The sequence below is a fragment of the Ruminococcus sp. genome (assembly GCF_024691275.1).
Lineage (GTDB): Bacteria > Bacillota > Clostridia > Oscillospirales > Ruminococcaceae > Ruminococcus.
In genome coordinates, this window is sequence record NZ_JAILNU010000080.1 from 1 (window position 1) to 24,878 (window position 24,878).

16 protein-coding genes are annotated in these 24,878 nt (G+C 44.5%); 7 read left to right on the plus strand and 9 right to left on the minus strand.

Annotated features, from left to right (window positions below; all coding sequences use genetic code 11):
- Positions 1–126: 126 nt before the first annotated feature.
- From K6G33_RS09415 to K6G33_RS09455, 9 genes are all read right to left on the minus strand, one after another.
- On the minus strand, positions 127–1,482 hold the full coding sequence (locus K6G33_RS09415; RefSeq protein WP_296778724.1) for an FMN-binding protein: 1,356 nt from the start codon (positions 1,480–1,482) through the stop codon (positions 127–129).
- A 75-nt stretch (positions 1,483–1,557) separates the two neighbouring features.
- Positions 1,558–3,063 carry a hemoblobin-interacting domain-containing protein gene (locus K6G33_RS09420; protein ID WP_296778725.1) on the minus strand — a complete coding sequence of 502 codons (1,506 nt, stop codon included), beginning with the start codon at positions 3,061–3,063 and terminating at the stop codon, positions 1,558–1,560.
- Positions 3,064–3,180: 117 nt separating this feature from the next.
- A complete protein-coding gene (locus tag K6G33_RS09425) occupies positions 3,181–3,585 on the minus strand; it encodes a flavodoxin (RefSeq protein WP_296778727.1) in 405 nt (134 codons plus the stop codon).
- Entirely contained in the window at positions 3,582–4,163 is a 582-nt protein-coding gene (locus K6G33_RS09430; RefSeq protein WP_296778728.1) for a DUF3793 family protein, read from the minus strand. Before K6G33_RS09430 ends, K6G33_RS09425 begins: the two co-directional genes overlap by 4 nt.
- Positions 4,150–4,449 carry a DUF2325 domain-containing protein gene (locus K6G33_RS09435; RefSeq protein WP_296778730.1) on the minus strand — a complete coding sequence of 100 codons (300 nt, stop codon included), beginning with the start codon at positions 4,447–4,449 and terminating at the stop codon, positions 4,150–4,152. Before K6G33_RS09435 ends, K6G33_RS09430 begins: the two co-directional genes overlap by 14 nt.
- Before the next feature lie 344 nt (positions 4,450–4,793).
- Positions 4,794–4,967, minus strand: a complete 174-nt coding sequence (locus K6G33_RS09440; protein WP_296778731.1) for a FeoB-associated Cys-rich membrane protein — start codon at positions 4,965–4,967, stop codon at positions 4,794–4,796.
- Positions 4,968–4,972: 5 nt separating this feature from the next.
- The gene (gene feoB / locus K6G33_RS09445; RefSeq protein ID WP_296778733.1) at positions 4,973–7,384 is read right to left on the minus strand and encodes a ferrous iron transport protein B; all 2,412 of its coding nucleotides are present in this window, start codon (positions 7,382–7,384) and stop codon (positions 4,973–4,975) included.
- Positions 7,385–7,465: 81 nt separating this feature from the next.
- Positions 7,466–7,687: a ferrous iron transport protein A gene (locus K6G33_RS09450; protein ID WP_028514680.1), complete on the minus strand. Its 222-nt coding sequence runs from the start codon at positions 7,685–7,687 to the stop codon at positions 7,466–7,468.
- A 13-nt stretch (positions 7,688–7,700) separates the two neighbouring features.
- The gene (locus K6G33_RS09455) at positions 7,701–7,913 is read right to left on the minus strand and encodes a FeoA family protein (protein WP_296778734.1); all 213 of its coding nucleotides are present in this window, start codon (positions 7,911–7,913) and stop codon (positions 7,701–7,703) included.
- Positions 7,914–8,364: 451 nt separating this feature from the next.
- On the opposite strand from K6G33_RS09455, the gene K6G33_RS09460 reads away from it, so the two are divergent.
- From K6G33_RS09460 to K6G33_RS09490, 7 genes are all read left to right on the plus strand, one after another.
- Positions 8,365–9,609 carry an SLC13 family permease gene (locus K6G33_RS09460; protein WP_296778735.1) on the plus strand — a complete coding sequence of 415 codons (1,245 nt, stop codon included), beginning with the start codon at positions 8,365–8,367 and terminating at the stop codon, positions 9,607–9,609.
- A gap of 116 nt (positions 9,610–9,725) precedes the next feature.
- Complete coding sequence (locus tag K6G33_RS09465) at positions 9,726–10,526, plus strand: thioesterase II family protein (RefSeq protein ID WP_296778737.1); 801 nt, start codon at positions 9,726–9,728, stop codon at positions 10,524–10,526.
- Positions 10,510–12,138: an AMP-binding protein gene (locus tag K6G33_RS09470; RefSeq protein WP_296778738.1), complete on the plus strand. Its 1,629-nt coding sequence runs from the start codon at positions 10,510–10,512 to the stop codon at positions 12,136–12,138. Before K6G33_RS09465 ends, K6G33_RS09470 begins: the two co-directional genes overlap by 17 nt.
- A 65-nt stretch (positions 12,139–12,203) precedes the next feature.
- Positions 12,204–13,049, plus strand: coding sequence for an alpha/beta hydrolase (locus K6G33_RS09475; protein ID WP_296778740.1), 846 nt, complete (start codon positions 12,204–12,206; stop codon positions 13,047–13,049).
- Positions 13,046–21,676, plus strand: coding sequence for a non-ribosomal peptide synthetase (locus tag K6G33_RS09480; RefSeq protein ID WP_296778742.1), 8,631 nt, complete (start codon positions 13,046–13,048; stop codon positions 21,674–21,676). The genes K6G33_RS09475 and K6G33_RS09480 overlap by 4 nt, the downstream gene beginning before the upstream one ends.
- Complete coding sequence (locus K6G33_RS09485; RefSeq protein ID WP_296778744.1) at positions 21,657–22,727, plus strand: saccharopine dehydrogenase family protein; 1,071 nt, start codon at positions 21,657–21,659, stop codon at positions 22,725–22,727. Before K6G33_RS09480 ends, K6G33_RS09485 begins: the two co-directional genes overlap by 20 nt.
- Positions 22,724–24,877: a bifunctional Gfo/Idh/MocA family oxidoreductase/class I SAM-dependent methyltransferase gene (locus tag K6G33_RS09490; RefSeq protein ID WP_296778745.1), complete on the plus strand. Its 2,154-nt coding sequence runs from the start codon at positions 22,724–22,726 to the stop codon at positions 24,875–24,877. Before K6G33_RS09485 ends, K6G33_RS09490 begins: the two co-directional genes overlap by 4 nt.
- Position 24,878 lies beyond the last annotated feature (1 nt).

Here is a 24,878-nt window from a genome sequence, read left to right on the forward strand (position 1 = left end):
ACAAATCCAGATATACTTGAAGAGCTCCTGCCGTGGAATAGATCTGTACAGAAAATTTGTAAAGCATTATGAGCAATAGTAATCCCCGAGCCGCAGCTCGGGAATCTTTCATTTACAGGTGGTATGTTATTGAGCGGTTACGTTCAATGCCTTTTCAAGAGCCTTTCGTGCTGCTTCAATAATGCCCTTGGAGCTGTATGTTGCACCTGAGCAGGCATCAATACCGTCAGCGCTTCCCTTAGCGCCTATCTGCGGAATGACCTTATTCATGGCATCGTCAAAGAAATCGGGATCGTCGTCGTCAGCCCATGCAGACATATTTGTTATTGCATCATTTTCTATGGTAAGCTTAACGTGTACCTTTCCTGCATAGCCTTCTGCTTCGCCTTCATATTCGCCGTTTTTGTACTTATATGTCGGCTGAGGCTCTGCTGTGGGAGCTTCCTCATGCTGCTCCTGTTCAGGCTCGTCATTGTGGGATTGCTCTTCCTGTTTTTCTTCTTCGCCTGAAGAAGCTTTCTCGTCTTTTTCTTTTGTGGTCACAGGCTCTGTGGATGTGGTTTTTGCAGTCTGACCTGTAACAGATATTGTTTCTGAAGTTTTTTTGCCGCTGCTTGTTGCAGCTGAGGCAGCTTCGGTGACGGCTGTAGTCGTGGGAGTGAATGTAAAGGAAGCAGCATTTTCTTCTGCGACTGCGGCTGTCTTGACCGACTTTGTTTCGGTACTGTATGCAACGACTCCTGCAAGAACCATTGGGAGAGCAAATGCACAGACACAGACTGTATCGGGAACAAGTTTCTTTTCGGGCTTTTTATTCATGATATAGTATTTCCTGAGGCGCATTACGGCATAACCGATAAAAACAGCGCTGTATACGAGGATACTGAGGAAATAGCCATCTCTGCCTTTCTGAGCCTTTGGAATGAACAGAACGAGTATATGGACATAGATACAGGCGTAGAAAATGTATGCGAGCCGCTGTATCTTTTTCCATGTTTTAGCGTTCATCTTTTTGCGGATCTTCTTGAAGGAAATGACAGTCAAAGGGGTCATGATAAGTACCATTGCAAGGCTAAGGATACTTGTTATGATAAAATCAGAGCCTGTTCTGCCGTTGATGAGATTCATGATGTACTGCAATCCGTAAGTGATTATATGTGAAAACGTGAGGATTGCCGCTGTTATGGAAAGCTCGCCGCGCACAGGCATGATCTTTTTTATGGGAGCGGATCCGTTTGGCAGAGCTCCTGCCCACATGACAACTGCCCAGAATGCAGCACCGAGAGCTCCGCGGGAGAATATACCGAGGACGTAATCGCGGACAATGCGGCTGGATATAGTTATATCGGACTTGGATATTACTACAGAAGCTATAGTCAGCACAGCTGCTGATACATAAAATGCCGCAGGACATTTTTTTAGGGGCTTGTCAAGACAAAAAGCGATAAGCATCGCTGCACAAAGTGATATCAGAAATAACATAATACATACCTCTTAACAGGATTTGACCTCCGCAGCATCAGCCGCAGAGGTCATAGTTTATCATGGAAATAATAATCAATCTTTCTTCTTCCTTAAAGCAACAGCCGATATTCCTGCGAGCGCAAGGAATGAAAGCGGCAGTGCTGCACCGTTAACACCTGTTTTAGGACTGCTTGAAGTTCCTGTAGTCTTTGAAGCGGTAGTCTTGGATTTTGAAGTTGTAGTTTTTGCGGTGGCTGCCTGTGCAGATGTAGTTGTAGTATCAGCGGACTGCGGCTTGATCTCAAAGTCCAATGGCTTATCGTAACCTGTTGCTTCGACTGTCAGCTTGTAATTGCCCGAGCCGTCAAATACAGCATTGTCGCCTGACTTTGCATCAAGCTTGATCTCGCCTGTCTTTGAGTCGATGACAGTAACGCCACGTCTGCCTGAATTGTATTTCTTATCGCCGACAGTTACAGCGGTGATATTTTTAAGGTAATTTGCAGCATCAGCATCTGAAGCTCCGTCAGCTTTTACAAGCTTTCCGTCGGAATACTTAACGGGGATATCCTCTGTAGAGAGTGTGAAACTGCCTCTGATATTGGAATATTTGCCGTTCTCGTCAGAAACTGTAAGTGTATAGCTTCCCGGCAGTACATTGTTATAGCTTACAGTATTTCCCGATACGCTGAAGCCGTCTGATACTTCGCCCTTAATCTTATAATCAGCAGGGAATGCGGAGTTATCAAATGTTACTGAACCGCTGCCTGCTTTTCCGTTATTGATATTAAGTGTTTCTGCGAACTTTAACGGGAGATAGCCGTTCTGTCCCGAAAGAGTGCTGTAGCCGCTGAGAGTAATGAATGTTACCTCAGTGATGGTCTGACCCTGTGAGCTTTTGTAATGCTCGGAAGAAAGAACGTTGCCGTGTACCTCTTTCTCCTTTACACCTGCGCCCCATGAGATAGCTCCGTTGCGCCAGATATTTTCGAGAGCTCGCATACCGTAGTCAGTACCTTCTTTAGTCTTGACAATAACTCCGTAAATATCACAGTTTGCAGGGTAACCCTTAACATTTATCTGATAGTCACCATAGTTTGAAATACCTGTAACTGTCATTTCTCCGCTGAGAGTTTCCTCACCGTCTGTATCAACAAGCTTACCGAAAGATGCCTTGCCGTTTTCGACGGTAACAGGCTTGTAAGCGGCAGGCTTTTCTGCAAGCTCTGTAAATCCGAACTTATCGGAAAGGGCTTCGAGGTCTGACTTTGCGATCTCAACAGGATAGGTAACGCCGAGGATCTTACCGCCGCCGTTTTCAGCAGCAGCGTTGAAGGTGCCGGCAGAAATTCCGCCGTTTACCCATTTCCCGTCATCGCCCATATGTCCTGTTGCATTAGCCTTCCACTTTGTAACAGTTGCGGAAGAAACTGCGTCAACGGGCACATCGTTTCTGAGCTCTGCTGCGTAGAAATCGGCATATGGAATATTCATAGTACCATAGACCTTGTCAGTATCAGCAGCAACTGCTGAAAACGAAACTGTTGAGACAGCAGCAAAACAAACCGCTGCACTGATAAGCGAACTTATCTTTTTCATTCAAATTACTCCTTTTGTTGTTAAATTGTCTGGAAAATATTTTAAAAAGATTTTTTATATTTTACAACAAATATAATGTTTTGTCAATATCTGTTCAAAATATTTTCGCAGTGTGATTCACGCAAGTTTAGAAGCCAGTTCTTTAAGCTTTGCGAGATCATCATCGGAAGGAGCTTCATTAACGATAAAGCCCTCATCACCGATAAGCTCTGCGCCTGCTGACTTTGTGCGGTCGTACCAGTTGCGCATCCACTCGCCGTCGCCCCAGCCGTAGGAACCGAAGAGAAGAACTTTCTTGCCGCTGAGAGATGTCTCGATATTTGTGAAGAATGGCTCAAACTCGTCTTCCTCAAGAACCTCAGCTCCCATTGCAGGGCAGCCGAAAGCAAATGCGTCATAGTCGGATATATTGCCGCTGAATTCTGATACAGAGAAAAGTTCTGCGTTTGCACCTTCTGCGGCAGCCTTAGCCATAGCTTCGGTATTGCCTGTGCCACTCCAATAAATTACTGCTGTCTTCATAAAAATTCCTCCTGATATTTTATAGTCCGGAACAAGTCCAGACCATGATTTAATCTATCGAACAGGATATCCCTGCAACGATCATATATCTTGAATGTCTGCTGTGCTTTTTCGGCGTTTTCGTATACCTTCCAGTAGCCGCAAAGCAGACAGTTCTTTCCGCTGTTGGTGATGAAGCCGCGGATATCTTCCACGGGATAGCCGAGAAAAGCACCGATCTCGTGGGGAAAACTGCCGCAGACCATGCGTCCTGCAAGTATATCTAGCTTTTCCTCAAGGCTCATGCTGTCTGCATAGCCGTATTCGGTGAGGAAGCGGCGGACCTGCGGCATATCAAGCCATGCGGTCAGCATTTTTCTGTTGTAAACATAAACGAGTGTGCGCTTGCGGCACTTGCAGAGCTGCAATGCTCTGAGTCCGATCTCGTCAAGTTTTTCAGTGATGGTATCAAGGTATTCTGCCATAATGTCTTCGTTTCTGTCAAAGGATATGAGGTTCGCGCACTTAACTCCGAGAAGAGTCGGAGCGCTGTGGAATGCCATATCTTTTTCGATCGCAAATCTTTCAGCTTCGGACATTTCTTCCTCCTTTATATCCTGACAGCAGCTGCTTCAGAGCACTTACGCTTGAGCTGTGAACGTGCTCAACAGGTACGCCGTTTTTTTCTGAGCTCTTTTTTACTGCGCCCAGCATTTTATGGGAACAGGTTCCGGTGAATACCACCATAAGATCAGGAGTGCCAAGCTTGTTCTCGAAGTCAGCAGGCATCTGAGTGAACACCTTTGATTTATGATTGAATGATCTGCAAATATCCTGATAACGTGTTGCCATGCGGTCATTGCCGCCAACGATTACTATGCTCATATATTCCTCCTTTGGTAAAAGCATCTTAATAGATCTTCAGGATCAGGGACTATGTAATAAGAACACTGATCTGTTATGTATTCATAGTGATTGTATAAGTGTTAGTATCTAATAACAAGTATATGATAGCATTAATTCTTACAGTTGTCAAGGTGTACAAAAAAGATTTGTCTACGTTTTATACTTGCGATATCACCATTCAAATATTTTTGTTAGTATGCACTAATCAGAGGGATATACAGCCATTCAATGCTTATATTAAATATCAATTTCGTTAGGCTGCTGAAACAACATAATTTTGCTGAGAATAAACGCCCTCAGAGTGAAATGAGGGCGTTTTCAGACTATTTATGACATTTTCCATGCATCGCACAGTGTTCACAGCTGCAGCCGCAGCCGCCTGTGCTTTTTCCGCTTTTCTTATCTTTTATCATCTTTGCGATGATAAGTGAAACTATGGCGATAAGTACCAAAGATACCGTGATAGTTCCAAGGTTTGCAGTTAACCATGCGATCATTTTTATCACGCCTTTACCTTTATATTGCCTTTGAACTTTGAAGCCTCATGGTACTTCTTAACAAAGAGCATATAGCACATGAATATGAGTATCAGAGCTGCTGCGATAACGCCGATGATATTGGCATCGCCTGTGAAAAGTCCGCCGAACTGTGTTACCATAAGTGCAATAGCGTAAGCAAATCCGCACTGATAAATAATAGCAAATACAGTCCATTTAGCGTTGTTCATCTCACGCTTGATGGCACCGATAGCTGCGAAGCACGGAGCGCAGAGGAGGTTGAACAAGAGGAAGGAAAATCCTGTGATGCTTGTGAATACAGCGCCGATATTCTGCCAAACGGTGCCGTCGCCGCCGCCATAGAGAACGCCCATAGTTCCGACGATATTCTCCTTTGCCACAAGTCCTGTGATAGAAGCAACGGCTGCCTGCCAGTTGCCCCAGCCAAGAGGAGCGAATATCCATGCGATAAGTGAACCGAATGCTGCAAGGAGAGAGCTGTCGAGCTGATCCTCTTCCAGCATACCGAAGCTGCCGTCAACTGTTCCGAAACGTGACAGGAACCATACAACGATAGTGGAGATGAGTATGATAGAACCTGCTTTCTTGATGAATGACCAGCCGCGCTCCCACATTGAGCGGAGAACATTGCTGAGTGTAGGCATATGGTAAGCAGGGAGCTCCATAACGAATGGTGCAGGCTCACCTGAGAACATTTTCGTCTTTTTGAGCATGATGCCCGATATGATGATAGCAGCCATACCTATGAAGTAAGCCGATACGGAAATTATTGGCGAGCCGCCGAAGATAGCTCCTGCGATCATTGCGATGAAAGGTACTTTAGCGCCGCAGGGAATGAATGTGGTAGTGATGATGGTCATACGTCTGTCGCGCTCGTTCTCGATGGTTCTTGATGCCATGATACCGGGAACTCCGCAGCCTACGCCGACGAGCATAGGAATGAAGGACTTGCCCGAGAGACCGAACTTTCTGAACACACGGTCGAGTACGAATGCTATACGAGCCATATATCCGCAGGCTTCAAGGAAGGCAAGCAGGAAGAAGAGTACGAGCATCTGCGGAACAAAGCCGAGAACTGCGCCAACACCTGCAATGATGCCGTCGATGATAAGTCCCTTGAGCCAGTCGGCTGCGCCTGCCTTGTCGAGACCGCTCTCAACAAGTGAAGGGATACTTGGTACGAATACGCCGTAGTCGGCAGGATCGGGCTCGTCGCCTATCTTCTCGACTGTTGCAAGAGCGTTCTCATAATCTTCGATAGTTGCTGTTTCGTCAGTTGTTTCAAGAGTTTCCTCGTCTTCAACGGAATACGTGAACTCTCCCTCGGGAGCGCTGCCGTTTTCCTCAACGTAAGCATCATAGGCGTCAATTATCTGCTGAGCTCCGGCATACTCATCAGCGATCTCGGAATAATCAGATGAACCGATACCGAACAGGTGGAAGCCGTCGCTGAAAAGGTTATCGTTAGTCCAGTCGGTAGCCCATGCACCGGGACCTTTCATGGCAATGAGGTATACAAGGGTCATTATCACCGCAAATATAGGAAGTCCCAGCCAGCGGTTCGTAACGATCTTGTCTATCTTGTCGGAAGCAGTAAGGCTTCCCGCATTTTTCTTCTTGTAGCAAGCCTTGATAACGTCAGCTATGTAAACATATCGCTCGTTGGTGATTATGCTCTCTGCATCGTCGTCAAGCTCCTTTTCGGCAGCCACTATATCCTCTTCGATGTGCTTCTGCACATTTTCGGGGATACTCAGCATTTCAAGCACCTTTTCATCACGCTCGAAGACCTTGATAGCGTACCAGCGCTGCTGCTCCTCGGGCATATCGTGGAGAATGGCTTCCTCAATGTGAGCGATTGCGTGTTCAACAGGTCCGCTGAATGTATGCTGGGGAACGGTCTTGCTGTTTTTAGCAGCATTTATTGCAGCTTCTGCTGCTTCGTCAACGCCCGTGCCTTTAAGAGCGGATATCTCGACTACCTTGCAGCCGAGCTGTTTGGAAAGTTCGTTGATCTTGATAGTGTCGCCGTTTTTGTTGACAACGTCCATCATATTTATTGCAAGTACAACCGGTATACCAAGCTCAACAAGCTGAGTTGTGAGGTAGAGGTTTCTCTCCAGATTGGTACCGTCGATGATGTTGAGTATAGCGTCGGGTCTTGTTTCGATGAGGTAATTTCTTGCAACGACTTCTTCGAGAGTATATGGCGACAATGAATAGATGCCGGGAAGGTCAGTGATGATGACATCGCTGTGTTTTTTCAGCTTTCCCTCCTTTTTCTCAACTGTAACTCCGGGCCAGTTTCCGACGAACTGGTTTGAACCTGTGAGCGCATTGAACAGAGTGGTCTTGCCTGCGTTCGGGTTGCCTGCAAGTGCTATTCGCAGTTCCATTAATATCTTCCTTTCAAGTTATTTAAAACTAACCGATAATTAAAATAATACGGAACGCCGCGGGAGGCGTTCCCTGCAAGTTTATTCGACTTCGATAAGCTCGGCATCTGCTTTTCTGAGTGAAAGCTCATAGCCGCGTACCTTTATCTCGATCGGATCACCAAGAGGTGCTACCTTGCGGACAAATACTTCCGTACCTTTAGTGAGACCCATATCCATTATGCGTCGCTTGATAGCGCCCTCACCGTGAAGTTTTTTCACCTTTGCTGTTGAGCCTACAGCAGTTTCTCTAAGTGTCTTCATATTCTCACTCCCATCAAACCATGATCCTACGTGCCATATCTGCACTAATAGCGATACGGGACTCCTTGACCTTAACAATGACATTTTCGCCGAGCACGTTTATCAGCGTGACTGTTCCGCCCACAGTAAATCCCAGGTTTTCGAGATGCTGACGTATCTCGGGAGTACCGCCGAGCTTCTTGATAGTCAACGCTTTTTCAGGTTCTGCTAAACTAAGAGGCATCATTTTTCATCCTTCCGTTTCATTTGTTTTTTGCTGACGAATCATAGTGCGATATACTGATAAATAAGTTAGTATTCTATAACGATTAAATAATAGCACTCGTGATATGATTTGTCAATGTTTTGGTATGCTGATTACACTAAGTTTGTATATAGTAACAAATTGTAAGTTTAATCTAACAAATATTTTGTTGCTAAGTAAAGCATTCTGCATAAATACAACTTTTGACAGGTAAGGAACGGCGCAACACATTAGAGTTAGACTGTGGTAACACAAGTTGATAAATAATGTTGCGAATAGACAATAAAATATAAAACTTGCAAAAACTTTTATGAGTTTTTGCAGATGATGCGAAAGTGTATTGACAAGAATTATGAGCAGTGATAAAATAAAAAAGCTTTAATGTTTGCAGTTGCTAACTGACGAACTTTCGTAAGGAGAAAACGTTTAAAAAATGGTAGAATTGATTTTTGGAATATGTATTGTATTATTCGTTGTGGATATTTTTCCTGCTGCATCGGTAAGTCTTGCCTGCTGCACGGCATTTGCCGCATTGGATATTTGCAGTGTGACTGAGGCATTTGCGGGCTTTTCAAATGATATCGTTCTTGTTGTTTTTGGTACGGAAATATTCGGAATAGCTTATCAGGAAAGCGGACTTTCGAGATTGACTGCAAGAAAGATAACAGCTCTTTCAAAAGGAAAAGAAAAGAATATCATCATAGCTGCGGGCGTAATAGCGGCAGCTCTCTCGGCGTTCCTGAACAATCAGGTGGTTTGCTCGCTGATGCTGGTCATATGCATCACTCTTGCAAAGGAACTGAAGAATATCAACGTCCTGAATATTACTTTGCCTGTAATTTATCTTGCTATTCTCGGCGGACAGTGTACCCTTATCGGAGCTCCTGCGACGCTGGTAGCTTCATCAATGGCTGAAGGAGCGACAGGAAAGGGAATATCAATGTTTGAGCTTCTTCCTATGGGTGCGATAATTTTATGTGCTGGACTTTTGTATATCTGTGTTTTCTCACATAGGAAAGGGGAGAAAATGTGGAAAACACGCGGTGGATTTGATCTTATCGTCAGTGAAGAAACACTGGAAGTTGACAGGAAAAAGTGTGCGGTAACTCTTTGTGCAGGCGCGGCAATGCTCATAGGTTTTGTTACGGGAGTTGTTTCGGTCGGCATTGCATCACTGGTGGGAGCGCTCATCTGCTTGTTCGGAAAGGCTGTTAAGCAGAAGGAGAGCTTTGCGAAGATCGACTGGAATATTCTTATATGGCTCGGGTGCAGCATCGGTATGGCGAATGCTCTCAACAAGAGCGGCAGGATACAGGATCTATGTGAATATATTTCAGCTGTACTGCCTGAAAATACATCACCTGTTTTACTTTTGGCAGCTATCGTGTTTGTAACAATGGCAATAAGCAATCTCATTTCAAATACTACTACAGTAATGATGATAATGCCGTTTGCAATTGATCTTGCTCAGAGATGCGGTTATTCTGCAAGACCGTTTATTATCGGAGTTACCCTTGCTTCGGGACTTGCTGTGCTTACTCCGTTGTCCTGCGGATTTATCGGAATGACAACGAGGGTGGGATATAAATTCAGTGATTACGTCAGGTACGGAGCGGGATTTCAGCTGTTTCTGTACGTCTTGACAGTTTTATCGACCTGCTTGTTTTACAGCTTCTGAGATGTAAGCTTTATTTTTTGATACAGAGTTAGTTTGTACTAATATCCGGCAATGTTATTGTACTATTTGCGTTGTTTATAAGCATTTATGCTTAAAAATAGATAAGGAGAGATTTTATGAGTAATTATTCAACCAACAGAGATTGGGAAAAATGGTTCCCGTTCTCGACCTATCCACTTGATGACAGTACGCATTTGAAAGTGATATGTTTTCACCATGCAGGCGGAAGCGCCTCTGTTTACAGAAGCTGGACGCAGATCAAAGGTGAGTTCAACTTTATTGCTGTAGAATTTGCAGGAAAAGGCACGAGAAAAAGTGAGAGATTCATTACAGATTTTGCAGAAATCGCTCCGTCCTTATGCGAAGCTGTAGATAAGCTTGTGGGCAGCGAAGAATATATTATTTTCGGTCACAGTATGGGCGCTGCTGCTGCATTTTATACTGCTGACTTCATGTCAAGACTTTACGGTCATAAGCCAACGGAAATTATCGTGGCATGCAGACACGCTCCTCATGTTGAGCTTGAAGGGGAATTCAAGTCGTACATGGACGATGAGGCTCTTATTGATGAGCTCAGAAGGTATAACGCGACTCCGAAGGAGATACTTGAAAACAGAGAGATACTCGATTTTCTTCTTCCTTCCATCCGCAAGGATTACGAGCTTAACGACAGCTTCCGCTATCATGAAGAGATGCTCGATGTGCCTGTGATAGCTCATTGCGCAACCGATGACGAAGACGCAACAAAAGAGCTTATGGAGGCTTGGAGCGAGGTTACTTCCGAAGATTTCTATATAAAGGAATTTGAGGGCGGTCATTTCTTTATATTCGATATGGGTATGGATTATGTCGGCGAACTGATGGAGGAGATCGACCAGTATTGTTATGTTGGAGGCAGAAATGATAAAGTTGATTGATACTACTATCGGCAGGATATTGAAAGATCGCTCCGACAAACTGAAGGACTCATTTTTTATCACTGAAACTGTGAATGACAGATCGGTAACTTATGGCGATTTTTCCGAAAGCACCGATATCATCGCAAGAGCCATGCTTGGTTCAGGACTGAAAAAAGGCGACCATATAGGTATAATGTGCGAGAACGGTATAAGATATGTTGAGCTCATTCTTGCAGCTGCAAAGATCGGCATCGTGGTTGTTCCCATAAATGTAAATTACTATGTTTCTGAAATAAGCCGCGTTCTCAGACACGCGGATATAAAAAACTTGTTCCTTGATTCCTGCTTCCGTGACAAGCAGAACTGGGAACTTGTTCAGCAGGCATGGTCGGAGCAGAATGAGGATCTTCTTCTGGAGCGCGTTGTACTTGCTGATGACAGGCTTTCCGAGGACAGAGCAGTAAATTTCGTAAGGTGGAACGCCTTTACCGAGTATGCTTCCCTTGTATCTGCTGAGGATATGCGCAGAGTTTCGGACAGCGTTACAAGTGACGATCTTTATGCGATAATGTACACATCGGGTACGACTGCTGACCCTAAGGGAGTAATGCTGAGACAGTATGCTGTAATAAACAGCTGCCGATATGCTGTTCACGGAATGGGAATGGACAGCAGCGAAAAGCTTTGCACACCGCTGCCTCTTTTCACCACCTTCGGAACAGTTGTTGCAATACTCATGACACTTATCTCGGGAGCACATCTGCTGACCATAGACTGTTATACACCTCAGAAGATGCTCTCAGCGGTTGAAAAATACAAGGCTACGATGATGATGGGTGTGCCCACAATGTTCATCAATATGATAAATCTGCCCGAATTCGCAGAATACGATCATTCCAGTGTGAAAAAGGCTGTTATCGGCGGAGCTATATCATCTGAGGCGCTTATGAGAGATATTCACGATTCCTTCGGACTTGAATATATCACAGGTATCTACGGAATGACGGAAATGAGCTGCGGCTGCACTATCTCTGTGCTTGATACAGATAAAAGGAGACAGCTGACCACTGTCGGCAAGAGCTTTGACAATATGGTCATAATGGTAGTCGATGAAAACAACAATGAAGTTCCTGCGGGCATGGTCGGAGAGATCGTCACAAAGGGCTACCATGTTATGAAGGGATACTATAAAGACCCCGAAATGACTGCAAAGACCATAGACAGCGACGGCTGGCTTCACAGCGGAGATCTCGGCTACGTTGATGAAGAGGGATATTTCACTATCATCGGAAGGAAAAAACATATAATCATAAAGGGCGGATATAATATCGCTCCCGATGAAATAAGCGAAAAGATCGAGGAATATAACGGAGTTATAGTTGCTGAGGTCGTTGGAGTAAAGGATAAGGTATACGGTGAAGAGATAGCAGCTTTTGTACAGACCGCAGGTAATGATATCGACCTTGCCGATGTGCGGAACAGTCTGTTCGGAAAGATAGCAAAATACAAGATACCCAAGTATTTTTTCAGAGTTGATGCATTTGAGTATTCTCCAGGTGGAAAGGTGCAGAAGTTCAAACTTGAAAAACTTGCCATGAGCCTTGTGAAAAAAGGTGAGGGAGTATGCTGAGGATATTATTGATCGTGTTATTGGTCGTAATAGGTATATTTTTACTGCTTTTCCTGAGCTTTTTCATGAACTACAAAATGCGTTTCGGAAAACGTGTGAACGGAGAAAATGAGCCGCATCAAGAGGATTTTCCCGACCTTTTATACGAAAAAGGCAAGGTAAGGTCATCTGCGGCTGAGCTTGCGACCTATCTTTATCACAAAAGAAACAGCAGAACCGACAAGCTTTTGGTATTTGCACATGGAGTGGGGGTCACACACCGTTCGTACCTGTATGAGATATGTCATTTAGTTAGCAAAGGCTATCAAGTGCTGGCATTTGATTATACTGCCTGTGGAGAATCAGGCGGAAAATCAATGATCGGTTTTCCGCAGTGGATAGTTGATCTTGAGAACGTGCTTGTTTCAGTGGAGCGTGATGAAAGGTTCAAAGATGCGGACATTCAGCTTGTCGGTCACAGCTTCGGTGCATATGCTGTCACAGCTGTTATGAATAACAAGCATGAACGTGTGTCGGCAGTGACTGCGCTTTCGGGAATAAACAGCGGCAGAGAGTTTTTCACTATGTTCGATAATATTATACTGAAATTTATATTCGGATTCTACAATTTCTGCAATACGGTCTATGAAAATAAAGTTTTCGGCAAGATAGGCGAATATACAGCAGTTGGAGGAATTGAACGATCAGGTGTCAGGGCACTGATCTATCACAGCAAAGATGACAGGACAGCTCCGTGGAAAGTTAGTATCTCTGCAAAAGAGAAGCAGATAAAGAATAAAAATGCTGTATTCAGGACTATAGACGGACACGGACATATGGTCACAAGGGTACGCGGCAAAAAAGGCAGGCTTGACGTTGAGGTAATGGCTGATATATGCGATTTTTTAGAGAATAAGGAGAAGAATAAATGACCAGAAATGATATCATAAATGTGATAGGAGAGTATATTCCCTTGTCCGTATCTTCGGAAGACATTGACCTTGTGAGAGCAGGTCTCAATTCCATACAGATAATGTCTCTCGCAGGAAAATTCAGGAGAGAGGGGTATAATGTCTCCTTTACAAAGCTTATCTCCTCGCCGACACTGTCGGCATGGGAAAAGCTCATTTCCGAAAAGAAGATGAGAAAAAAGAAGAAAGCTGCTGCCGAGACAGTGACGGATCACAGTCCGTTTCCGCTTACGGATATCCAGTATGCGTATTGGGTAGGAAGAAATGAGGGACAATATCTTGGCGGCAACGACTGTCACCTTTATATAGAGACTGAATGCAGTAATATCTCGGTAAGCCGCCTTGAAGCTGCATTCAATGAGGTGAGGGCTGCACATGGTATGCTCCATGCTGTGTTCAACAGCGACGGTACACAGGAGATCCCCGAGAGCTTTCAGGAAAAGCGTATCAGGGTCAATGATCTCAGAGGTAAAAGCGAAGCCGAAAAGACTTCGGAATGTGAAGCTGTAAGAAAGCGTCTTTCGCACAATGTTCTTGATATTGAACATGGTGATGTTATGGGACTTGAAGTAACGGTGCTGAATGACGAGCTTTATCATATACACTTTGATTTCAGCCTTATCGTTGCTGATGTAGAGAGTATCCGCATCATTCTGAGAGATCTTGAAAAGGCTTATAACGCGCCTGGTACACTTGAAAAAAGAGATCTCCTCGAATTCAAGAAATACCTTGAAGCGAAGAACAATGAAAAGTATGATGGGGAAAAGTGCAGGAAATACTGGGAAGAGCGTCTTGAAGCTCATAAATTCACACCGGATCTTCCTGTATCATCAAGCTTTGATAAAAATGCAAGACCTGAGTTCAGAAGAAAAGAGACATGGATAAACGCTGAGAAGTGGAGCAGGATATGCAATATCGGAAGAGAACGTGATTTTACTCCTGCAATGATACTCATGAGCGTATACGGCTATGTGCTCAATAAATGGAGCAATGATGATAAATTCGTTATCAATATGCCTCTCTTTGACAGAAATCCCGAGTATCTCAGCAACATAAACCGAGCTGTTGCTGATTTTTCAAACCTGATACTTGTGGGCGTGGATTACAGTGAGAGACTTACCTTTGCAGAGCAGGTCAGACGAAATCAGGACGGTTTCAGGCGTGATACCGAGTACAGCAGATACTCAGCTGTAAAAGTACTCAGAGATGCTGCTAAAAAAGCAAAAACAGGCATAGTATATGCTCCTGTTGTATTTGCCTGCAATACAGGCGATGAGCTGTTCTCGCATGAGTTCACGGAAACATTCGGCAAGGACGTATATATGCTCTCTCAGACTCCGCAGATATGGATAGACTTCCAGTGCTTTGACAAGGACGGCGGTATGCACCTTATCTGGGATCATGTTCCTGCAATGTTTCCTGACGGCATGATCGACGATATGTTTTACTCGCTGGAGCAGCTCTTCCTGTGGCTCGCAGAAGACGAGAAGAACTGGGATATTGTTCCAGAGCTGAAAACACTGTATCATATCCCCGAACTCAGATATGTTCCCGATGAAGAAGTTGAAGCTTCCGGATACGGACTGATAAGCGGACTTCTGAAAAATGCAGAGAGAACACCCGAAAAGACCGCTCTTATTGATGCAGTGAGCGGAAGAAAGGTCACTTACGGAGAGCTCATATCAGATGTAAGCGCGGCAGCTGCATTTCTAAATGAAAAGGGCATAAGAGAAGGCGAATGCGTGTCTGTATGCATGGAAAGAGGCATAAAACAGATAACTGCGATATTAAGCGTTATCGCGGCAGGCGGTGCATATGTTCCCATAAGCCGCAAACAGCCTGAAAACCGCCGAAAGTATATCTTCGATACGGCTTCCGTAAGATATGTTATATCTTCGCGCGACAGCGGCATAAGTGTTCCTGATAATACCGAGCTTTTCACGATAGATGATATGATATGCCGCGAAGGAGCTGCGATAGATCCGATTAACGGCGATAATACAGCGTATATCATATTCACGTCGGGTTCAACGGGCGTACCGAAGGGCGTTGAGATATCCCACAAGGCAGCTCTGAATACTATCTATGATGTGAACAGAAAATATGATATAGGCAGCGGCGATACGGCTATCGGTGTATCTGCAACAGACTTTGATCTTTCTGTATATGATATATTCGGTATGCTCACGGCAGGAGGAAGTCTTGTTGTTATTTCTGATGAGATCGACAGAAATGCCGAGCGCTGGGCAGAATTGGTCAATGAGTATAATGTTACTGTATGGAACAGTGTTCCTGTGCTCTGTGATATGCTTATGATAGCTGCGGATATGACGGAAACTGCTCTGCCTTCGCTGAGGATAGTTCTCCTTTCAGGTGACTGGATAGGACTTGATCTGCGCGGAAAGCTCAAAGTCGTATCCGAGAACGCAAGAATGATATCTCTTGGCGGAGCTACCGAAGCTTCCATATGGTCGAATTATTTTGAAGTTGAGGAAAATATACCTGCTGAGTGGAAAAGCATACCGTATGGCTTCGCACTTAATAATCAGGCGTACAGGATAGTGAATGAGAAGGGCAGCGATTGCCCTGCATATGCCGAGGGCGAGCTGCTTATAGGCGGTGCTGGCGTTGCAAAGGGATATATCGGAAACAAGGAGCTAACGGACAGGCAGTTCATTGTTGAGAACGGTATTCGTTGGTATAAAACAGGCGATATGGGCAGGTTCTGGAAAGACGGCATTATCGAGTTCCTTGGCAGACGCGATTCTCAGGTAAAGGTAAGAGGTCACAGAATAGAGCTTGGTGAGATTGAAACTGTACTCAGCAGTCACCCCGATGTGGAAAAAGTTGTCGTGGTCACTAAAAAGGACAAGGAAAACACCAATCACCTTGCAGCATTTGTTGTTCCGAGAACACTCGACAAGGAGCTGCCTGTACTGTCGGTAACTGAAATTATGAACAGCGGGGAAGCCGAAAAAGAAAGTGCAGCTTATTCAGACTGCAAGAGCAGACTTGATTCGGAAGCCGAGTACTATATTGAAAAGATATTCGAGAATATGGATATCATTCATGAGAATGAAAAGCTGTCCGAAGATGAGATGACGGAAAGAGCAGGTGCTCTGCCAAAGTTTGTGGGACTTGTGAAAAAGTGGGCTGAGGTGCTTGCCGAAAGTGGATACCTCAGACATGAAAACGGAAAATACTCACTTTCAGGTAAAAAGCATACCGAAGCAGCTAACAGTATCCTTAAAGCTTATGCAGATAAGTCGCCGGACGTTGTGCGCGGGAATATAAGGAGCACAGAGCTTCTTGTAGCCGAGGACATTACTGCTCCTGAGAAAATACTTAACGGATTCCCTGCTGTGTCGCGTACAAGAGATGCAGTCGCCGAGCATATTAACGAGCTTTCTCACGGCAGAAAGAAAAGCATACTCTTTGTCGATCCCCGTGATACAGCTTTCATAAGAAAACTGAGTGCTAAAAATGCGGATATCACTGCTGCTGACAGTTCACTGTATTTTATAAAACAGTACAAGAACGAACTTTCAGACTGCGGAGATATAAATTATATCCACAGAGGCAAGGAAGAGATCAGGAAATCTTACTATGATTACGTTATCCTTGATAATGTTCTGCACAAATACCTGACATATCCCGATATTATTTCCGAGGCTTATGACTGCCTTAACGATAACGGTATCCTTATTGTACTCGAACGCTCTGCGGATATGAAAATGCAGCTTATAACAGCATCGCTGCTCAATGACGGAAATGAGGAGCTTTGTCTCAGAAGCGGCGAAGAATGGAAGAGCATTATCGAGAAACTCGGCTTTACGGGATTTGCTGCGTACAATACAGAAAAGATATGCGAGTATTCCGTTAATTTCTACGCAAAAAAGGCAGCTGCACAGGTAACCAAAGAGCAATTGCAGGAACATCTGAGGAGATCTGTTCCTGAATATATGATACCTAATCTATTCAAGATCATCAGGGATATTCCTATATCCGTAAACGGCAAAGTTGACAGAAAGGCATTGATCTCGATGCTCGACAAGCTTGATATCGTAAATGAAGTGTCAGCAGTTGAGCCTCTTGTAACCGATACCGAAAAGAAGCTTGCCGAGATATGGAAAAAGATCCTCAAGGTCGATACTGTCGGACGCAACAGCAATTATTTTGTTCTCGGCGGCGATTCGCTGCTTGCAATGCATATCATCACCGAAGCAAAAGAGCTCCTGCATAAGAAGATAGGCATTGAGACTGTTTTCAATAATCCCGTTCTTAAAGATCAGGCAGCTGAGATAGATAACGCAGGACAGGTTGGCGCAGGCGAAAAAACATATGCGAAGGGCGATCCGTTAAACAAGTACCATCCGTTCCCACTCACTGATATCCAGCAGTCCTACTGGCTGGGACGTACAGGCGCATATTCGCTGGGAGACATATCCAACCACTGCTATTTCGAGCTCGACTGCGAAAAGTTTGATATCGAAAAGGCTGAAAAGGCATGGAATGAGCTCATTTCAATGCACAGCATGATGAGGGCAGTAGTTCTCCCCGACGGTCAGAGACAGAAGGTACTCAAAAAAGTTCCGGAGTACAAGATAGCTGTTTTCTCAGCACAGGAGTTGTGCAAGTCAGAAGAAGAGCTGCTCTCTGAAATGAGGAACAGTATGTCCCATTACCGCTTTGACAGCAAGAACTGGCCTGCTTTTCATGTGTGCATATCACGTTATGTCGACAAGGACAAAGTACATATCAATTTCGACAATATCATTTATGACGGATTCAGTATGTTCCATATCATGAAGGAGTGGAAGGCACTGTATGACGGCAGAACTATCGAAGCCGAGCCTTCCGATTTCTCATTCAGGGATTATGTTATCGAGACTGAAAAGAGAAAGCTTTTGCCTGAATACGAAGACTCTCTGAATTACTGGTGCGAAAGAGTGAAGGAACTTCCGCAGGCACCGCAGCTCGCGCTTAAATGCGATCCTTCGTCACTTACCGAGCAGAAGTACCGCAGACTGGAATTCAGACTTGGTAAGACCTCATGGGACAAGCTGAGAAAAAATGCAAAGGACAACGGCGTAACTCCTACAAGCGTGATGCTTGCCGCTTTCTCGGAGATACTTGGAAAATGGAGCAGATCATACCATTTCACACTTAATCTCACACTTTTCCGCAAGGAGCATATAAACAAGGACGTTGAAAAGCTTATCGGTGACTTTACTTCACTTATACTTGTTGAAGCTGATCTCAGAAAGAAGAAAAGCTTTATCAGCAGCTGCCTTGATATACAGCAGACGCTGTGGAACGAGATGAAGCACTCAAATGTCAGCGGTGTTGAAGTTGAAAGAGAGTATAACAAGTATCATCAGAGCAGCAAAGAGATAGCAATGCCTGTGGTATTTACAAGCGGTATCGGCATGGACAACGAGGACAGCGAACAGAACGTATACCTCGGCAAGATAAACTACGGCATATCACAGACTCCGCAGGTATGGCTGGATCATCAGATACGTGAGGAGGACGGAGAATTAGTCGCTTCATGGGATATACTCGATGATATCTTCTATCCTGATATGATAAATGATATGTTCAGGTGCTACAGTACTCTGGTGGAAAAGCTTGCTGAGGACAGCAGCTTATGGAAGTCATCGGATATGAGCGGTATGATTAGCATCGACTGTTCAGCTCGTGAAAAAGCCAACAATACAGCTAAAAATATACCGATCGGAACTCTCTATGATCTTTTTGAAGGATCCAGAAAGAAATACGGCGATTCACCTGCGATAATAACCTCAGATAAGCAGTTCACATATGATACTGTCTATGAGTGCGCAGGAAAGATAGCCCGCCGTCTTGCAGATATCGGCGTGAAAAAAGATGAGCTCGTAGCTGTTGTAATGGACAAGGGCTATGAACAGGTCATCTCAACTCTCGGCATCATCATGTCAGGAGCTGCATATCTCCCGATAGATGCTAAGTTCCCGAGAGAGAGGATAAAGGAGATACTCGAGGAGGGAAATGTAGCTTCGCTTATTGTTCAGCCTCACAGAACAGCGAAAGTTGACGGCTTTACAGGCAATAAGATAGTTGTAGATGATGATATCGTAAACTGGACAGATGAAGTATACATGAAGCGTCCTGATGTTGATTCTCTTGCATATGTTATCTTCACATCAGGTACTACAGGAAAGCCAAAGGGCGTTATGATAGAGCATGGTGCAGCTTTTAATACCATTGTCGATGTGAATAACAGATTCGGCGTGGGACATGACGACAGAGCGATAGCTATATCAAATCTGAACTTTGACCTCTCTGTATATGATATTTACGGAATGTGGGCAGCAGGCGGCGCTGTCGTTATACCTGACGATGCAGGAAGCAAGGATCCTCAGCACTGGCTGGAGCTTATACAGAAATACAATGTAACGGTATGGAATACTGTTCCTGCACTTATGGAAATGATGCAGGAATATCTTGAGATGAAGAATACAGGTATTGCTTCACTGAAAAATGTTATGATGAGCGGAGACTGGATACCTGTTGAGCTTCCTGATAAGCTCAGGAAAAGTCTGCCGAATGCTGAGATGATAAGTCTTGGCGGAGCTACAGAGGCTTCCATCTGGTCGAATTATTACATTATAGATAAAGTTGACAGTTCATGGAAGAGCATACCCTATGGTTATCCTCTGGCAAATCAGCAGTTCTATATACTCAACGAGCGCCTTGAACCTTCTCCCGACTATGTTACAGGTGATCTTTATATCGCAGGCAGGGGACTTGCACGAGGATATTACAATAATCGTGAGATAACAGATGAAAAATTCATCGTTCACCCCGAAACAGGCATACGTCTTTACAAGACAGGTGATCTCGGAAGCTATTACAGCAGCGGCTGCATGAAGTTCCTCGGAAGAGACGACAATCAGATAAAGCTTAACGGATACCGTATCGAGCTTGAAGATATCGAACATACCGCAATGCGTCTTGATGGTGTCAGCAGAGCAGTTGCACATATCGTTGACAACAAGATATATATGGACGTTCTCCTTGAAAAGAATGAAGGGAATGAGTTCCTTGATATACAGAAGGAGAATGCTGAAACCGCAACAGCTGATATCAAAGCAAGTTTTGCTGATATCGTCAGCGAAGCTAAACAGTTCAACGAGAGCATTGAATATTGTCAGGAGCTTGATAATGCGGCGTGTACCGTAATGAAAGCAGTTCTTGAAAGACTGTTCGGCGAGAAGAATGTTCCTTATACAGGCAGTGAAAATGATGTTGAAAAGCTTGACCTTGATGAAATATATTCAAAGCTCATGAAGCAGTGGATAAAAGCTGTGAATACTCATGCATTTGCTGAAATACCTTCGTTGGGCATAATAAGGGAATTCTACGATAATATGATGAGCGAGACTGATACTCAGCTGGGACTTATCACAGGAAAGATAAATGTCTATGACCTTATAAGCGAAGGCAGGAGTATGATACTTCCTGCTTATATCGGCAGATTCCAGAGAAATGATACAGTCTATGCTGATGCGGTGGGAAGAAGCATCGCGGCATATTCAGAAAAGAAAAACGGTACAGTTGTTATGGAACTGGCGGGCAGAGTGAATGACAACACAAGCACGTATCTTGCTGCACTTGGCAGCAGAGGAAGCTACATCTTTACAGATGCATCATCAAGCTTCCTTGAGACAAGAGAAAAAGCAGCTGCGGAAAGTGAGGATATCTCATTCAGGCGGCTTGATCTGAACAAGGACTTTGCTTCACAGGATATAAATGTTCATTCTGTTGATATGATAATTTCAGATAATTCCATACATCGTTCGGACGATCTTGATATCACTCTTGAACAGATAAGGAATACGCTTGTTCCGTCGGGTGTACTTGTCATAAATGAAATAGTTGAGAACTACGCGCTCCAGCTCCTTACAACATATCACTTTGAGAAGGCTTATACAGGTCTGAAGGATATGAGAAGGGAAACAGGAAATGCGCTCCTCAGTCTTGACGAGTGGGTGAAACTGCTTGAAAAGCATGGATTCAGAACAGAAGCAGTATTCCCTGATGAGAATGTTGCTGCAACCCAGAGATGCATTATCGCAAGAGCTCCCGAGACTGTATATAACTTTGACAGCGAGCGTATGTCCGCAAAGCTCAGGCATATGCTTCCGAAATATATGATGCCGTCGGAGGTCAGAAGCGTTGATACGATACCGCTCTCTGCAAACGGAAAAGTTGACAGAAAGGCATTACGTGCAACATGGGTGGAAAGAGGAGCTTCGGCAGTTAAGGCGGTGCAGCGTGAAGCAACTGATGATGAAAAGCGTATCATCAATATCTGGAAGGAAGTTCTCAGGATCGAGAACGCTGCGGTGAATGACGACTTCTTTAACTGCGGCGGAGATTCTTTGAAGGCGATGAAGGTCATTCATGCTATAAATTCCGAGTTTGCTTCCGAGATAACGCTGCCTGAACTGTTTGACAATCCGACCGTTGAAAAGCTGACAGAGATCGTAAAACTGAATATACAAGAGAAAGTAGGAACAGAATATGTTGAAGGAACGATCTGACAATAAGATTAGGGCAGGACTTCTCGGTGCGACGGGTCATGTCGGCAGAGCTGCTGCCGAGACACTGATCGGAATGGAAAAATATGACGTGCATCTCGGTGTTCGCAATACCGACAAAGCGGAGGAAATGTTTCAGGGGAAAGCTGCGATACACGCAGTTGATATCTTTGACAGCAGAAAGCTCGAAGACTTCTGCCGTGACTGCGATATCGTTATAAACTGTGCAGGACCGTCCGAGCTTATAGGTGACATAGTGCTGAAGGCTTGCATAGAAACAGGTACTTTTTATGTTGATCCCGCAGGCGGACAAAGGCTTATAAAGCTTTTGTCCGCGCAGGACAGCAAACTGCGCGAAAAAAAGCTTGCGGCTGTCTCATCGGCAGGAGTATTTCCGGGGCTCACCGAGATAGTCACGAGATATGCTGCCGAAAAATACTTTGATGAAGCTCTTGAAGCAAAGCTGTATTTTGCAGGCGAAGGAAAGCTTTCGTTTAATGCTGTTGCTGATATCGGAAGTGAGATCACAACAGGATCTGTCAACGGAAAAAGAAAGGAATTCATAAGAGACAAGTTCTTCTACGAGATATCCGAAAACAGGTGCGGATATGAGCTTGATGTTGCCGAATTCAACAGAGCTTGTGACGAGCTTGAAATGGATAAGTACAGGTTCTATAACACATATCCTGACATAAAATTCCTTAACAAGCTCATGGAGGTTGCAGAATACGAGGAGAAAAACGACAGCGAGGGAAAAAAAGCACGTCTTGCAGAGTTGCAGCATTTCTATGAGGAGCGCAGTGATAAGGAGCTAACATTCCTGCGGGCTGAGATAAAAGGCTACAAGGACGGCATTTTTACAAAGAAAAAAACATCATTCAAAGCTCAAAAGGACTGGAATGTTTTCACAGGCATAATAGCAGCACTTACTGCCGATCATGTTCTCGACAGCGGCAGCGTCGGTGCATTGAGGTCTGATGAGGCAGTTCAGCCGCAGTGTTTTTTGAATGATCTGAAAAAATATGGATTGAGTGAAATAGAGGTCGATACATGAAAGTAATAGTATGCGGTACAAGATTCGGACAATTTTACCTTGAAGCTGTAAAAAAGCGCAGTGATGTGTTTGAACTTGCGGGAATACTCGCAGGCGGAAGCGAAAGAAGCAGAAAATGCGCTGAGCATTACGGAGTTCCGCTGTACAGCAGCGTTGAGGAGCTTCCCGATGATATAGAGCTTGCCTGCGTTGTGGTAGGTTCGTCCGTTTTCGGAAAATCAGGAACAGATATAGCAAAAAAGCTTATCGAAAGAAAAATAAATGTAATACAGGAACAGCCTGTTCATCAGAAAGACATACAGGATTGCTACAGACTTGCTGTAAAAAATAAGGTGATATACAGTGTCGGAGATCTTTATGTATACATGGAGCAGATAAGTGCAATGATGAAAGCGGTCAAAACGGCACTGAGCCACTCAGAGGTGCTCATGGTCGAAATGACCTGCGCTTCACAGGTGCTTTTCCCTGCGATACATATACTCACTAAGATGCTTTCCGATTCGGGATACATCACATCTGTGGACATTCTCGGCAAAACAGGTCCTTTCTCGTCGGTGAACATAAAGGTAGGCAGCATAATGGTATTGCTGAAGGTGTATAACCGAACCGACAGGCTCGCGGACGATCAGAATATGCTCCTCCTGCACAATATCACTGTGTGGACAGATCAGGGCAGCATCATATTATCTGACGATCATGGAGATATACTGTGGAAAAATCCTCTTGTCATGCCTGACAGAGATGATATCCCACGCGGACTTGCTGATAATGCTCCCGAGGAGCTTGGTAAGCTTCCGATAGAGACTATAAAGGAAAGCGGAAATGCTACCCTTGCACAGCAGCTTTCCGAGCTGTGGTGCGAAGCTATCGGCAAAGAGCTGGCTGAGCTTGCCGATGTCATCAGGGGAGATGTCCAGCGGCAGGAATATGACATTGATATGCAGCAGCTCCTGATATGCGCAAATAAATGGAAAGCTGTGACCGTTGCCATAGGTTATCCCGAATCGTCGGTATCTGACCCTGCACATAAGCTGTCGGCGTTTGAACTGAAAAGAGCTGTTATCGCCGATAAAGCTCCGACAAAGGCTGATATCACGGAAGCTCTTGAAAAGATGGACATTGCCTGCCTTGAAACAATGATGTGGGCGTATTCCTCAAAGGGACTGTTTGCGGATAAGAATATCGGGCACAGCAAAGATGAGATATGCAAGAAGTCGGGAGCATTGGAGCAGCACTATAAGCTTATGGGTATCTGGCTGGATAATCTTGTGGAGCACGGATATCTCACATACAGAGACGGAGCATATTACACCCTCGCTGTCAGGAAAGATGACAGGAATTATCAGAAGGCGTGGCGCGAGGCTAAGTTCTACTGGGAGCAGTACTTAGGACCTGTTTCGGTATACGAATATTTCCGCGACAATGCCGAGAAGATACACAGCCTTATGGACGGCACTCAGAATCCGACACTTCTTCTGTTCAAGGAAGGAAGTATGCAGCTTGCAAATGATCTTTATATGGAGACTACCGTTGCAAAGTATATGAACAGCAGTGCTGCGGAAGATCTCAGGCAGTGGCTCGGTGAATACAGAGCAGATAAGCTGAGGATACTTGAACTTGGTGCAGGTACAGGTGCAACAACTCACAGCATACTCAGGGAGCTTGAAAGTGCAGGCGATAAGGAGTATGTCTTTACTGATCTGTCGCAGTATTTCCTTGGTCAGGCAAAGAATACATTTTCTAAGTATGATTTTATAAGGTATGAGATATTTGACATTGATAAGCGTTTCGATGAGCAGGGAGCAGGTGCAGAGAGCTTTGATGCAATAATCGCCATCGGCGTTATAAATAATGCAAAGGATACCTATAAGACCATGAAGGATATCATAGATGCTCTTAAAGAAGGCGGAATTTTCCTTATGGTCGAAGCTGTAAGGGAATCGCTGGAGATAATGATATCACAGTCGTTCATGATGACAGCTCCCGAAGATGTACGCGATGAAAAAGGACAGGTATTCTACACTCAGAGCGACTGGGAAGAACTGTTCAACAGATTTGACAATATAACGTGGAAAGCGATACCTGATGCTGATGCTCCGCAGTCGGCACTTGGACAGGCATTGTTTGTGATAAGAAAGGATAAGGTGTAAT